At 63.1% G+C, this 13,259-nt stretch carries 13 protein-coding genes; 12 read left to right on the forward strand and 1 reads right to left on the reverse strand.

From position 1 onward, the window contains the following. The 5 genes from ABID26_RS23185 (at nucleotide 1) to ABID26_RS23205 (ending at nucleotide 5,456) form a co-directional block, all read left to right on the forward strand. The gene (locus ABID26_RS23185; protein WP_354416700.1) at nucleotides 1-882 is read left to right on the forward strand and encodes a branched-chain amino acid ABC transporter permease; all 882 of its coding nucleotides are present in this window, start codon (nucleotides 1-3) and stop codon (nucleotides 880-882) included. An 11-nt stretch (nucleotides 883-893) separates the two neighbouring features. Beyond that, the gene (locus ABID26_RS23190) at nucleotides 894-1,943 is read left to right on the forward strand and encodes a branched-chain amino acid ABC transporter permease (RefSeq protein WP_435528601.1); all 1,050 of its coding nucleotides are present in this window, start codon (nucleotides 894-896) and stop codon (nucleotides 1,941-1,943) included. 95 nt (nucleotides 1,944-2,038) lie between these two features. Continuing rightward, nucleotides 2,039-3,379: an ABC transporter substrate-binding protein gene (locus tag ABID26_RS23195; RefSeq protein ID WP_354416703.1), complete on the forward strand. Its 1,341-nt coding sequence runs from the start codon at nucleotides 2,039-2,041 to the stop codon at nucleotides 3,377-3,379. Nucleotides 3,380-3,407: 28 nt separating this feature from the next. Next, the gene (locus ABID26_RS23200) at nucleotides 3,408-4,178 is read left to right on the forward strand and encodes an ABC transporter ATP-binding protein (protein ID WP_354416705.1); all 771 of its coding nucleotides are present in this window, start codon (nucleotides 3,408-3,410) and stop codon (nucleotides 4,176-4,178) included. Between the two features lie 48 nt (nucleotides 4,179-4,226). Further along, the gene (locus ABID26_RS23205; RefSeq protein ID WP_354416707.1) at nucleotides 4,227-5,456 is read left to right on the forward strand and encodes an acyl-CoA dehydrogenase family protein; all 1,230 of its coding nucleotides are present in this window, start codon (nucleotides 4,227-4,229) and stop codon (nucleotides 5,454-5,456) included. A 20-nt stretch (nucleotides 5,457-5,476) separates the two neighbouring features. Here ABID26_RS23205 and ABID26_RS23210 read toward each other — a convergent pair whose 3' ends face one another. Beyond that, nucleotides 5,477-5,614 carry a hypothetical protein gene (locus tag ABID26_RS23210; protein WP_354416709.1) on the reverse strand — a complete coding sequence of 46 codons (138 nt, stop codon included), beginning with the start codon at nucleotides 5,612-5,614 and terminating at the stop codon, nucleotides 5,477-5,479. 520 nt (nucleotides 5,615-6,134) lie between these two features. Between ABID26_RS23210 and ABID26_RS23215 the strand changes: the two genes are divergently transcribed. The 7 genes from ABID26_RS23215 to ABID26_RS23245 all read left to right on the forward strand — a co-directional run bounded on the left by ABID26_RS23215 (nucleotide 6,135) and on the right by ABID26_RS23245 (nucleotide 13,249). Then, nucleotides 6,135-6,404: a hypothetical protein gene (locus ABID26_RS23215; protein WP_127409947.1), complete on the forward strand. Its 270-nt coding sequence runs from the start codon at nucleotides 6,135-6,137 to the stop codon at nucleotides 6,402-6,404. A gap of 11 nt (nucleotides 6,405-6,415) precedes the next feature. Then, nucleotides 6,416-7,588 (forward strand): FMNH2-dependent alkanesulfonate monooxygenase, encoded by a 1,173-nt coding sequence (gene ssuD, locus ABID26_RS23220; RefSeq protein WP_354416711.1) that lies wholly within the window; start codon nucleotides 6,416-6,418, stop codon nucleotides 7,586-7,588. Further along, nucleotides 7,585-9,003 (forward strand): FAD/NAD(P)-binding protein, encoded by a 1,419-nt coding sequence (locus ABID26_RS23225; RefSeq protein WP_354416713.1) that lies wholly within the window; start codon nucleotides 7,585-7,587, stop codon nucleotides 9,001-9,003. The genes ssuD and ABID26_RS23225 overlap by 4 nt, the downstream gene beginning before the upstream one ends. 166 nt (nucleotides 9,004-9,169) lie before the next feature. After that, entirely contained in the window at nucleotides 9,170-10,273 is a 1,104-nt protein-coding gene (gene sfnG, locus ABID26_RS23230; protein ID WP_354416715.1) for a dimethylsulfone monooxygenase SfnG, read from the forward strand. 115 nt (nucleotides 10,274-10,388) lie between these two features. Then, entirely contained in the window at nucleotides 10,389-11,312 is a 924-nt protein-coding gene (locus tag ABID26_RS23235; protein WP_354416716.1) for an ABC transporter ATP-binding protein, read from the forward strand. After that, nucleotides 11,312-12,208, forward strand: a complete 897-nt coding sequence (locus ABID26_RS23240) for a branched-chain amino acid ABC transporter permease (RefSeq protein ID WP_354416793.1) — start codon at nucleotides 11,312-11,314, stop codon at nucleotides 12,206-12,208. The genes ABID26_RS23235 and ABID26_RS23240 overlap by 1 nt, the downstream gene beginning before the upstream one ends. Before the next feature lie 3 nt (nucleotides 12,209-12,211). Next, the gene (locus tag ABID26_RS23245) at nucleotides 12,212-13,249 is read left to right on the forward strand and encodes a branched-chain amino acid ABC transporter permease (protein ID WP_354416718.1); all 1,038 of its coding nucleotides are present in this window, start codon (nucleotides 12,212-12,214) and stop codon (nucleotides 13,247-13,249) included. The last annotated feature ends 10 nt before the right edge of the window (nucleotides 13,250-13,259 follow it).

Below are 13,259 nucleotides of genomic sequence, written 5' to 3' on the forward strand. Positions count from 1 at the left end.
ATGGCCTATTTCCTTGAAACATTGGTCAGCGGTCTGTTTGCCGGAGTGATGTACTCGCTCGTCGCGATCGGCTTCGTGCTCATCTACAAGGCATCCGGAGTCTTCAATTTCGCGCAAGGGGCGATGCTGCTGTTCGCGGCGCTGACCTTCGTCACCCTGGTCGAGAAGGGCATGCCCTTCGCCCTGGCCTTCATCGTCACATCGCTTGTCATGGTGGCGATGGCGATCCTGATCGAGTGGCTGGTGCTGCGGCCACTGCGAAACCGCGATCCGTTGACCCTGTTCATGGCCACTCTGGGATTAAGCTATGTCATCGAGGGCTTTGCGCAACTTTTGATGGGCATGGATGTTCACATGCTCGATCTCGGTATCCCCGATGTCGCCGTGCAGGTCGGCGGCATCTATGTCAGCCAGTTCGACATCATCGCCTCGTTGATCGCGCTGACGCTGGTCGCCACGCTGGCTATCGCTTTCAACAAGACGCGCATGGGTATCTCGCTTCGCGCGGTGGCCGCCGACACGCTTGCGGCGCAGTCAATCGGCATCCGCCTGCCTGTCATCTGGCGCATCGTCTGGAGCGTCGCCGGCATCGTAGCCCTGGTTGCCGGCCTTGTCTGGGGATCGCGCCAGGGCGTGCAATATTCGCTGTCGCTGGTGACGCTCAAGGCGCTGCCGGTGCTGATCATCGGCGGCTTCTCCTCGATCCCCGGCGCTATCGCCGGCGGCCTGCTTGTCGGCGCGACCGAGGCGTTGGCCGACATTTATGTCGGCCCGCTGGTCAATGGCAGCGTTTCCACCTGGTTTGCCTACATCCTCGCTGTCGGCTTTCTGCTGGTGCGCCCGGCCGGCCTGTTCGGCGACCGCGAAATCGAAAGGGTCTGATCGTGACCACGCTGCAGGAATCCGCCCCGTCCAAGCCGCTACGCCAGCCTGCCCTTGGGGTTGGCACCGTCGCCATCATCACTGGCCTGATCGCCGCCTTCGCGGTGCCGGCTCTTGCCGACGATTACTGGCTGAGCTCGATCATCATCCCGACGGTGATCATGGGGCTTGCCGGCATCGGGCTGAACCTTTTGATGGGGTATACCGGGCTCGTGTCGATTGGCTCGGCTGCCTTCATGTCGATCGGCGCTTTCTCGACCTATAATTTGCTGCTGCGTGCGCCGTTCTTGCCACTGCCGGTCGTCCTGATCTTTGCCGGCCTGATCGCGGCGATCGCCGGCGTCATCTTCGGGCTGCCGTCGCTGCGCATCAAGGGCTTCTATCTCGGCGCTTCGACGCTGGGCGCCCAGTTCCTGTTCGAATGGCTGTTCACCAATTTCAGTTGGTTTTCGAATGACAGCCAGTCGCTGACCATCTCGGCGCCTCGACTGCAGATCCTCGACTACGACCTCCAGTCGGCCACCGGCCGCTACTATCTGGTGATCGCAACCACGGTGCTGCTCATCGCGCTGGCCTTCGCCATCGTCAAAAGCCGTGTCGGCCGCGAGTGGATGGCGATCCGCGACATGGATGTCGCTGCCTCGGTCATCGGCATCCGCGTGGCGCGCCGCAAACTTCTATCCTTCGGGATAAGCTCGTTTTTCCTTGGCATCGCCGGCGCGCTCTGGGCCTTCGGATACCTTGGGACCTCGGACGCTCATGCGTTCAATCTCGATAAATCGTTCCAGATCCTGTTCATCGTCATCATCGGCGGCGTGGCAACCATCTTCGGCAATTTTCTTGGTGCCGCCTTCATCGTGCTGACGCCGATCCTGCTCCACCGGCTGTCGCTGATCATCGATCTGTCATTTCTTGGCGATCAGGGCGCGCTGGCAAACCTGCAGCACATCATCTTCGGCACGATCATCATCGTGCTGCTGATCAAGGAACCGGATGGGTTGTCGAGCCTGGGGAGGCGCGGCGTGGAAGCCCTTCGCTCGCGAGCACGATCATCCAACTGAACCCAGACAGACGAAACACCTCGGCGCCGGGTCTTTCGCCTCCTCCCAAGCATTGGTCGTCACTTACTCCAAATCACTCAAACAAGGGTTGCACAATGTCATTGCTAACCAAGACCATGTCGCTGGCGGCCGCTGCCGCTATGGCCGTCACGCTCATGAGCAGCGCGTCCTTCGCCGAAGACGGCACTGGCCAACAGCTCTATCCGCTATTTACCTACCGGACCGGACCCTATGCTCCATCGTTCATTCCGTTCGGTGCCGGCAACATCGATTATCTCCGCTACATCAATGAGGTCGAGGGCGGCGTCGATGGCGTCAAGATCCTGGTCCAGGAATGCGAGACGGCCTACACGATCGAGCGCGGCATCGAGTGCTACGAACGCTACAAGAACGGCTATAACGGCGCGCTGACGGCGGCAATCTATCCGCATTCGAGCGGTCTCGACGTCGCGCTCACCGACAAGGCTCGCATCGACAAGATCCCGATCGTCAGCCCCGGCGGCGGCCAGAACATCGCCACCGACGGTCGCGTCTTTCCCTACCAGTATCCGCTGGTGTTCGACTATTGGAGCGAAGCCCAGATCATCGTCGACTACATCGCCCAGCAGGCGGGCGGCTATGACAAGCTCAAGGGGCTGAAGATCGCGACGCTCTATCACGATAGCGGCTATGGCCGCGATACGATCGAGCCGCTCGGCATCCTGGCCAAGAAATATGGCTTCGAAGACATCCAGATCCCGGTTCCGCATCCTGGCGAACAGCAGCAGACACAGTGGCAGCAGATCCGTCGTGCAAACGCCGACTGGGTCTTTCTGCGCGGCTGGGGCGTCATGACGCCGGTGGCGATCAAGACCGCGGCCCGCGTCGGCTTCCCCGCCGATCGCATCATAGGCGATATCTGGAGCGGTTCGGAAGACGACGCCCGCCCGGCGGGCGCTGTCGCCAAGGGCTACCTCGCCGTCTCCGTCTTCCCGCCGGGCACCGACTACGGCATCTTGAAGACGCTCAAGGCGAATATCCTCGACAAGGGCAAGTCCGACCTGAAGGACAATTCGAAGTTCGGCACGGTTTACTACAATTATGGCGTGATCGAAGCCATCACCTTCGTCGAGGCGCTGCGCACCGGCCACAAGAAATTCGGCAACAGGCCATTGACCGCCGCCGAAGGCCAGTGGGCACTCGAACACCTCGACATCGATCAGAAGCGGATCGCCGAGCTTGGCGCCGAAGGCCTCATCAGCCCGCTGAAAACCTCCATCGACAATCACAAAGGCGAAACCATCGCCGCCAAGATCATCCAGTGGAACGGTCAGTCCTGGGATACAAGGACCGACTGGATAAAGGCCGATGCCTCGCTGTTTGCCGACGTCATCAAGGCAAAGGCAGCCGCCTACGCCAAGGAAAAGGGCATCGAGCCCCGCGTTGCAACGAACTGACATCAACCCGCACAGACAGGATCGACCCATGACCGTTGCAGCAACAAGCTTCCTCGAGATCCAGAATATGGAAGCGCTCTACGGTCAGGCGATCCTTGCTGTGCGCGACGTGTCGCTCAAGGTCGAGCAAGGCAAGATCGTTGCCCTGCTCGGCGCCAATGGCGCGGGCAAGACCACCACGCTGAAGGCGGTTTCCAATCTGCTTGGACCGGAGCGCGGCAAGGTCAGCCGCGGCAGCATCCTCTGGCAGGGCGAGCCGGTCAGCGGCCTCTCGGCGTCCCGGCTCGTCGCCAGAGGCGTCGTGCAGGTGCTGGAAGGCCGTCATTGCTTTGCGCAATTGACGGTCGAAGAAAACATCCTCTCCGGCGGCTTCGTCCGTAAGCCAAGCAGGGCAGACCTGCAGCGCGACGTCGAACGGATCTACACATGGTTTCCTCGCCTCAAGGAGAAGCGCAAGGTCAAGGCCGGCCTGACTTCCGGGGGCGAACAGCAGATGGTGGCCATCGGCCGCGCGTTGATGACCAAGCCGAGCCTTGTGCTGCTGGACGAGCCGTCAATGGGCCTCGCGCCGATCATCGTGCAGGAAATCTTCGAGATCATCCGCGTTCTGAACAGTGAGCAGGGCGTCAGCTTCCTGCTGGCCGAGCAGAACGCCAATCTCGCGCTTCGCTATGCCGATTACGGCTACATCCTCGAAAACGGCCGCGTTGTCCTGTCGGGAACGGCAGAGGAACTGCGAGCCCGTGAAGATGTCCAGGACTTTTACCTGGGCGGTGCCGACCTCGCCAAACCACACTGACCGCCTCGCCCGTGCCGGGTGGGACGGCCAACTTCAGGACAACGCAAAATGACACAGATCGACAGCGCCTGGGGCGCAGGCCCCAGCGCTCGCTATGAGACACTGGCCGAACGTTTCCGGCCGATCTTTGCACAGATCGCTGCCGGCGCCGTCGAGCGCGAGCTTGGCCGCGAACTGCCGGCAGAAGAGATTGCGAGGTTGAAGCAGGCGGGCCTCGGCGCGCTGCGCATACCCGAAGCCGAAGGTGGTCTCGGCGCGACGTTGCCCGAACTCGCCAATATTCTGATCGAACTGTCGGCGGCGGATTCCAACATCACCCAGGCGCTGCGCGGTCATTTTGGATTTGTCGAGGATGTCGTCAACAAGACCTCCAGCGAGAGCCGCAAGCGCTGGGCGGAGCGGATTGTCCGTGGCGAGATCGCTGGCAATGCCTGGACAGAGATCGGCGATGCCAAACAGGATGTCTTCTCGACCCGCATCTCGTACAAGGGTAACAGGCTGGTACTCAACGGCGCCAAATACTACACCACCGGCTCGCTGTTCGCAGACTGGATCGATGTCGGCGCGACGGGGCTCGACGGCAAAGGCATCGTGTTGCAGGTGCGGCGCGACGATCCGGGCGTCGATGTCATCGATGACTGGGACGGTTTCGGCCAGACGCTCACGGCCAGCGGCACCACGATCTTCACTGATGTCACGGTCGACCCCGACGATGTCGTCGTCGACGATGACAAGTTTCGCTATGGCGCCGCCTTCTACCAGTTGGTGCATCTTGCCACCCTTGCCGGCATCGGCCGGGCGATAGCCAACGAGACGGCCGTTGCCGTTGCCGCGCGCAATCGCTCGTACTCCAATGGCGCCGGCCCACGCTCGAGCCAGGATCCGCAGGTACTTCAGGTCGTTGGCCGCATTCGCAGTAACGCCTATGCGGCTGGCGCCATTGTTTTGCAGGTCGCGCAAGCGATCGAACGCGCTTATCAGGCACACTTTGCCGGCGATGCCGATTCCGAGGAGAAGGCCAACGCCATCGCCGAACTCGAGACATCGCAGGCGGTGACGGTCGTCACGGATCTGGTCCTTCAAGCGTCGACGATTATCTTCGATGCGCTGGGCGCATCCTCGACCAGAAAGCCGATCGGCCTCGATCGCCATTGGCGCAATGCCCGTACCCTATCTTCGCACAACCCACGCATCTACAAGGATCGCATCGTCGGCGACTACGCGGTCAATGGCACGCCACCACCCTATCAGTGGCGGATCGGGCGCAGCCCGTTGTAAGACCCATGCACATGACAGCTTCACGGGAGCGCCCGCACGACACTGGCCAAGTCTACTGGAGAAGAAGTTTTCTCTATCAATTCCATAAAGAAGATTGCGAGGCCGCCGATGACCGCCAGATACGCTTCAACGCCTTCGACATGAACTGCGTTGGTCATCAGTCGCCGGGCCGTTTAAGCCTTGCGAACGTCGCCTGGAAGCTCCGCCAGGAATCGAGAAATCCGTGCAGGAAGACGATGGGCGGTCCTGACGACCCGACCTGGACAGGTGATGGCGCAGCCCACCCTTCAGACGGATCCCGAGATGAGCGGGAGCAGGGGACACGTTGGTCACTGGCACCTTCGTCGCTGGTTGGGCCTTGTCTCAGCGGACTGCCAAAGATGCGGCGGTCGAACAATGGCTGAGACTGCCAAACCGCCTAGCGTCCACACGTACAATTTGAGGCCGTGCCGGCAGCAAGCCAACATGCGCTTTGCGCGTTGTTGACGAAGCCGATGAAAGTCTTTTCCAGTCGACCGCTGAGGAGAGGATCATTCTTCCGCTGCGCGTCGCTGCGCCGGGATCCAGTCATTGCAAAGTGACTCTGCGAGCCTTCAATACCAATCCCTGACCCGCATCAAGGCAAGGGGCTCCTCGAAATATCCGGAAACCGCCACTGCACCGATCGGTACTTGAGCCATGTCCGAGTCGATTTTGGTCTCAGGTGGCAGACAGAGCAGCCTGCAAGCGGGGCCACCTCTCACCATGCCGGCTACGACGCAAGGCCGCCGCTTCAGCTCGCCGGAAGTGTTTCTGGAAATCGGCAACCATCTAAAAAGCGGCGGAGGGCAGAAAAACGAATTCTACGGAATTTATATACAAAAGAAAATTGATTGGCGACGCACCATCCCTGGAAAGCCATCATGGCTCCATCGCGTTGCCGGAGCCACGGCTGCGCTCGTTATTTGATGGGATGCAGCATGGGCCACGAAATTCCCGATCGCATTAAGGTGCTGTGGTTTCTGCCAACGCATGGCGACAGCCGTTATCTTGGCACCTCGGAAGGGGGCCGGGCGGTCGACCTGCCTTATCTGACGCAAGTGGCGCAGGCGGCCGACACACTCGGCTATTACGGCGTGCTTCTGCCGACGGGCAGGTCCTGCGAGGATTCCTGGGTGATCGCGTCGGCGCTGGCGCCGCTGACGAAGCGGCTGCGCTTCCTCGTCGCGGTGCGGCCCGGCCTGCAGTCGCCGACGCTTGCCGCGCGCATGACGGCGACGCTCGATCGCATCTCGAACGGCAGGCTGCTGATCAACGTGGTCACCGGCGGCGACCCGCTGGAGAACAAGGGCGACGGCATCTTCCTGTCGCACGCCGAGCGCTATGAGGTGACGCAGGAATTCCTGCAGGTCTACAAGCGATTGCTGAGCGGCGAGACGGTCGAGCATCACGGCAAACATTTCCGCATCGAGGACGGCCGCCTGCTGTTCCCGCCAGTGCAGACGCCCTATCCGCCACTCTATTTCGGCGGTTCGTCCGACGCCGGGTCCGTCGTGGCTGCCGAGGAAATCGACAAGTACCTGACCTGGGGCGAGCCGCCGGCCGATGTCGAGCGCAAGCTCGACGGCGTGCGCAAGCTCGCAGACAAGGCGGGCCGCAAGCTCTCCTTCGGCATCCGGTTGCATGTCATAGCCCGGGAGACCACCGCGGAAGCCTGGGCGGCCGCCGACCGGCTGATCAGCCGGCTCGACGACGCGACCATCGGCTCGGCGCAGAAGGTTTTTGCGCGCATGGACTCGGTCGGTCAGGCGCGGATGAGCGCGCTGCATGGCGGCGACCGCTCCAAGCTCGAGATCGCGCCGAACCTGTGGGCCGGCGTCGGCCTGGTGCGCGGCGGCGCCGGCACGGCGCTGGTCGGTGATCCCGACACCATTGCCGAACGGATCGACGAGTATCGCCGCCTCGGCATCGACACCTTCATCCTGTCCGGCTACCCGCATCTTGAAGAAGCCTATCGCTTCGGCGAACTGGTGCTGCCGCATTTGCCGACCGAGCATCAGGTCAAGGCGCCCGGCTCGTCCGTCAACACCGGGCCGTTCGGCGAGACCATCGCCGGCGACCATCGTCCGAAATCGCTCGCCAGCGCCTCGTGAACGCGCTGCCGCCCCGGCCGCGCAGCCATGTCGTCGTCCTCGGCGGCGGCTTTACCGGCGCATCCGTGGCCTGGCACCTGGCGCGCCAGCCCGCGCGGCCATCGATCACCGTGATCGAGCCGCGCCCGTTCCTCGGCGGTGGGCTTGCCTATTCCAGCGAGGAGCCATCGCATCGCGTCAACGTGCCGGCGGCCCGGATGAGCCTGTCGCCGGACGAGCCGGATCATTTCTTGCGCTGGCTGGCGCATGACGGCGAGGCCAAGCGCGATCCGGACGCGGTGTGGCGCAACGGCGATATCTTTCCCAGGCGCAGTGTCTTCGGCCGCTATGTTGCCGAGCAACTGGCGCCTTGTCTCGACAGCGGAGCGATCCACCACATCCGAGCCCGTGCCGAGGAGGTGAGGCGCAACGGCGATGGTTGGACCGTGGCTGCTGGCGGGCAGCCGATCACCGCCGAAATGATTGTGCTCGCCATGACACATCCGTCGCCCGATGTTCCGACCGCGCTGCAGCCGATCGCGGATGCCCCCGGCTTCGTTGCCAATGTCTATTCCGCAGATGCGCTGGATTCCATTGCTGGCGATGCATCGGTGTTGATCGTCGGCTCAGGTCTGACGTCCGCCGATACAGTCGCGGAGCTCGACCGCCGCGGCCATCGTGGCCGTATCCTGGCGGTGTCGCGACACGGATTGCGTTCGCGCGGGCATCCGCAGCTGCGAGGCCCGCCCTTTGGCGACTTCACCTCCACGCCGGCAACGACGGTGCTCGGCTTGCTCAAAAATATCCGTTCGACGCTGGCTGCGGCGGATGCCGGCGGCGTCAACTGGCAGTCGGTCTTCGATCAGTTGCGATTGCAGGGACTGGCCATATGGTCCGCTCTCGCGCCAGACGAGCGCACACGGCTGGTGCGGCGGCTGCGCGCCTTCTGGGACGTGCATCGCTTCAGGATCGCACCGCAGGTCGAGGCAGTGCTCGACCGTCGTCATGCCGCAGGCACATACGACAACATCGCGGCAGCCCTGGCGGGCGCGAGCCGGGAAGGGGATCGCCTGGCGGTCAAGTTGCGGCGACGTGGCGAGAGACAGGCTGAAGCCCTGCAGTTCGATGTTGTGATCAACACGACGGGTCCGGCGCATGGAAGGGCGTTGCAAAGCAATCCCGCCCTTCGCTCGCTCGCCGATGCCGGCCTCATCCGGGGAGATCGCCATGGGCTCGGCATCGAAACCGGGCTCGACGGCCATGCCATCGGCCCGGATGGCGAGTCCGTGCCCGGGCTGTTCATTGCCGGTCCGCTGGCGCGCGGCACATTCGGAGAGCTGATGGGCCTGCCGGAAGTCGCCCGCCATGCGCAGGCCGTCGCGTTCGGGATTGGCAACCAGCTTGGCGCCTTTCCGGCGACGGAAACGGCTCGTTGAAAACCGGCGGCGAATGCAGCCGCGCAAAATTGGTATTTCTGTCCAGGCAGGGCCACCAAAACGGAAAATCCTACTTTGTATATATAATCAGTAGACTAATAAATTGGCGACAGCTTCCGGCCAAGGCTGGATCGATCGTTGGGACGGGCCAAGCCGGGAGGTTTCCATGCCGCAGAATGATCGCGACACAGTCAAATTCGCCTATTGGGTGCCGAACGTCTCGGGTGGGCTGGTCATCTCGAACATCGAGCAGAGGACCAATCATTCGGCCGAGTACAACCGCAAGCTGGCGCAGATCGCCGAGCAGGCCGGCTTCGATTATGCGCTGAGCCAGATCCGCTTCACCGCCGGCTACGGCGCCGACGAGCAGCATGAGTCGGTCTCGTTCAGCCATGACCTGCTCGCCGCCACCAAGACGCTGAAGGTCATCGCCGCGATCCTGCCCGGACCGTGGAACCCGGCGCTGGCGGCAAAGCAGCTCGCCACCATCAGCTATCTGACCGATGGTCGCGTCGCCATCAACCTTGTCTCCGGATGGTTCCGCGGCGAGTTCCACGCCATCGGCGAGCATTGGCTCGACCACGACGAGCGCTATCGCCGCTCGGAAGAGTTCATCCGCGCGCTGCGCGGCATCTGGACCGAGGACAGTTTTACCTTCCGCGGCGATTTCTACCGCTTCAACCAGTATTCGCTGAAGCCGAAGCCGCCGCAGCCGTTGCCCGAGATCTTTCAGGGCGGTTCGTCACGGGCAGCGCGCGACATGGCCTCGCGTGTTTCGGACTGGTATTTCACCAATGGCAACACGCGGACCGAGATCGCCAAGCAGGTCGACGACATCCAGGCAAAGGCCAGGGCCAACAACCACTCGGTCAAGGTCGGCGTCAACGCCTTCGCCATCGTGCGCGAAACCGAGGAAGAGGCGAAGGCCGTGCTTGCCGAGATTATCGCCAAGGCCAACCCGGAAGCCGTCAATGCCTTCGGCCATGAGGTCAAGAATGCCGGCAAGGCCTCGCCGGAAGGCGAGGGCAACTGGGCAAAATCGTCCTTCGACGATTTGGTGCAGTACAATGACGGCTTCCGGTCGAACCTGATCGGCACGCCACAGCAGGTGGCCGAACGCATCGTCGACCTCAAGCGGGCAGGCGCCGATCTCATCCTGCTCGGCTTCCTGCATTTCCAGGAAGAGGTCGAGTATTTCGGCAAGCACGTCATCCCGCTCGTGCGCGAGCTAGAAAACGCAGAGGCGGCGGCGGCCTTGGCCGCCGAATAGCAACGCCGGCCGCTAGCCGGAGATCGTCTGGCCAGCCGACGATGATGAACCGAACGCTCCATCGAGCGTGCGGCCGGGACCGTGCGTGCCTTCGCTACAGTTGGGGACGATTGGAATGCCGATATCCAACCATGCCTTCGGGGCGATCGAGGCTTCGGTCTACGTGCCGGAAATCTTCGCGCAAGGGCTGCCGGGGCCCCAACGGCAGGTTCACGACCATAAGCCTGAACAGGCGGTCGCTGAAGGTGCCGCGCCGCTTCTTTCCCTCGAAGGCATAGGTCTTTCCTTCGGCGGCGTAGTGGCGCTGGCGGATGTGGACCTGTCCGTTCGGCCCGGCGAGATACGCGCCATCATCGGGCCGAACGGCGCCGGCAAGAGCTCGCTGATCAACGTCATCAGCGGCGTTTATCGGGCTGATCACGGGAATGTGCGCCTAAACGGCGCGCGCTATGCGCAGGTCCCGACCCAGCAACTGGCGCGCCTCGGAGTCGCCCGTACCTTCCAGAACCTCGCGTTGTTCAAGGGGCTCAACGTTCTCGACAATGTCGCGTCCGGTCTCGCTTACCGCTCGAGGTCGAATTTCGCCGGTCAGATCCTAGGCGTCGGCCGCTCGCGCCGCGAGCAGGTCGAGCACTGCGGCCGCGCCGATCAGATCCTCGAATTCCTGCATCTGACCGACGTGCGCGACCGGCTCGCCGGCACCTTGTCCTATGGCCTGCAGAAGCGGGTCGAGCTTGCCCGTGCGTTGGTCGCCGAGCCGCGCCTCTTGCTGCTCGACGAGCCGATGGCCGGCATGACGGCGGGCGAGAAGAGCGAGATGGCGGCCTATGTGCGCGCCGCGCGCGATCGCTTCGCCACCACCGTGGTGCTGATCGAGCACGATGTCGGCGTCGTCATGGGCCTGTCGGACCGCATCGCGGTGCTCGACTACGGGCGCAAGATCGCCGACGGCGCGCCCGACGAGATCAGGAACGACCAGCGCGTCATCGATGCCTATCTCGGCGTCGCCTCCGACAATGAGGAAGGGGCAGGCATATGATCGGCGACTTCGACTACCAGTTCTTCCTCGAAGTGCTGACCGGCGGGCTGCTGTCGGGCGTCATGTACTCGCTGGTCGCGATCGGCTTCGTGCTGATCTACAAGACGTCCGGCGTGCTCAATTTCGCGCAAGGCGCGCTGCTTCTGTTTGCGGCGCTGACCTTCGTCAGCCTCGTCGAGCGCGGCGTCCCGTTCGCGCTGGCCTTAGCCGTCAGCTTCGCCATCATGGTGGCGCTCGGCATCGGCATCGAGCGCGCGGTGCTGAGGCCGCTCACCAACAAGCCGCCGATCACGCTGTTCATGGCGACGCTCGGCCTGTCCTATATCATCGAGGGCGCGGCCCAGCTGATCTGGGGCACGCAAGTCCACGGCCTCGAGCTCGGCATCGAGGACGTGCCGCTGGAAGTCGGCGGCGTGCTGATCAGCCAGTTCGACATCTTCGCCGCCGCGGTGGCCGCAGCCATGGTGCTGCTCTTGTCGCTGTTCTTCCGCTACACCCGCATCGGCTTGAGCTTCCGCGCCGTCGCCGACGATCAGTTCGCGGCGCTCACCGTCGGCCTGAGATTGCCGCTGATCTGGGCAAGTGTATGGGCAGCCGCTGGGCTCGTCGCGCTGGTCGCCGGACTGCTCTGGGGAGCTCGCCTCGGCGTTCAGTTCTCGCTTTCGCTGGTGGTGCTCAAGGCGCTTCCCGTGCTGGTGCTCGGCGGCTTCGATTCCATCCTCGGCGCCATCGTCGGCGGCCTCTTGATCGGCGCCAGCGAAAAGCTCGCAGAGGTCTATATCGGCGACTATTTCGGCGGCGGCATCGAAAGCTGGTTCGCCTATGTCGTGGCGCTCTTTTTCCTCCTGATCCGTCCGTCCGGCCTGTTCGGCCAGAAGCTTGTCGAAAGGATCTGAGCCATGAGCGCGATCGCAACCGAATTGTCCGCGGCCGAATTGTCCAAATGGATCGCGCCGGTGCTGCTCATCGCCTTCGCCTACATCGTCGTGCCGCTGATCGGCGGTAGCTATCTATTCGAGGCGATCCTGCTGCCCTTCCTGGCGCTCAGCCTGGCGGGCGTCGGGCTGAACATCCTCACCGGCTATGCCGGCCAGGTGTCGCTGGGCAGCGCCGCCTTCATGGCGGCCGGCGCCTTCGCCGCCTATAATTTCAACCTGCGTGTCGAGGGCCTGCCGCTTGTCGCCAGCATTATCTTCGCCGGCATTGTCGCCTCCGCGATCGGCATCGTCTTCGGCCTGCCCAGCCTGCGGCTGCGCGGCTTCTACCTGGCGGTCTCAACGCTCGCCGCCCAGTTCTTCGTGCAGTGGGCGCTGACGAAGTTCAGCTGGTTCTCGAACGACTCGGCCTCGGGCGTAATCGACGCGCCGAAGCTCTTCATCGCGGGTTTCGAGTTCGACGGTGCGGTCGGCCGGTACCTGTTCGCACTCACCGTCGTCGTCATCCTGACCTTCCTTGCGTATCGGCTGGTCTCGTCGCAGACCGGGCGCAACTTCATCGCCATCCGCGACAATGAAACCGCGGCGCGCATCATCGGCATTCCGGTGCTGAAGACGAAGCTTTTGGCTTTCGCCATCTCGTCCTTCATCATCGGCATCGCCGGCGTCATCTGGGCCTTCGCCTATCTGAGGACCGTCGAGCCGGCGGGCTTTGACCTCGACCGTTCGTTCCAGATCCTGTTCATCATCATCATCGGTGGGCTCGCTTCGATCCGCGGCGCCTTCCTGGGTGCCGCGCTCATCGTCGTCTTTCCGCTGGCGCTGTCGCGCCTCGGCAATTTCCTGCTCGGCGACCTGTTCGACTCCGGCGTGCTCGACATGAGCCAGCGCATCGTGCTCGGCGCGCTCATCATCCTCTTTCTGATCCTGGAACCGGACGGGCTGGTCGCCCTGTGGGACAGGGTCCGGAGACGGCTTCTGCTCGCCTGGCAATCGAGCTGAGCCGGTCTGG

Source organism: Mesorhizobium shonense, assembly GCF_040545255.1.
Classification (GTDB): Bacteria; Pseudomonadota; Alphaproteobacteria; order Rhizobiales; family Rhizobiaceae; genus Mesorhizobium; species Mesorhizobium shonense.

Bases quoted from the DNA above. Each gene is read 5' to 3' on its own strand.
- ABID26_RS23185 (WP_354416700.1), top strand. From the start codon at position 1: ATGGCCTATTTCCTTGAAACATTGGTCAGCGGTCTGTTTGCCGGAGTG.
- ABID26_RS23195 (WP_354416703.1), top strand. From the start codon at position 2,039: ATGTCATTGCTAACCAAGACCATGTCGCTGGCGGCCGCTGCCGCTATG.
- ABID26_RS23200 (WP_354416705.1), top strand. From the start codon at position 3,408: ATGACCGTTGCAGCAACAAGCTTCCTCGAGATCCAGAATATGGAAGCG.
- ABID26_RS23205 (WP_354416707.1), top strand. From the start codon at position 4,227: ATGACACAGATCGACAGCGCCTGGGGCGCAGGCCCCAGCGCTCGCTAT.
- ABID26_RS23210 (WP_354416709.1), bottom strand. From the start codon at position 5,614: ATGACCAACGCAGTTCATGTCGAAGGCGTTGAAGCGTATCTGGCGGTC.
- ABID26_RS23215 (WP_127409947.1), top strand. From the start codon at position 6,135: ATGTCCGAGTCGATTTTGGTCTCAGGTGGCAGACAGAGCAGCCTGCAA.
- ssuD (WP_354416711.1), top strand. From the start codon at position 6,416: ATGGGCCACGAAATTCCCGATCGCATTAAGGTGCTGTGGTTTCTGCCA.
- sfnG (WP_354416715.1), top strand. From the start codon at position 9,170: ATGCCGCAGAATGATCGCGACACAGTCAAATTCGCCTATTGGGTGCCG.
- ABID26_RS23235 (WP_354416716.1), top strand. From the start codon at position 10,389: ATGCCGATATCCAACCATGCCTTCGGGGCGATCGAGGCTTCGGTCTAC.
- ABID26_RS23245 (WP_354416718.1), top strand. From the start codon at position 12,212: ATGAGCGCGATCGCAACCGAATTGTCCGCGGCCGAATTGTCCAAATGG.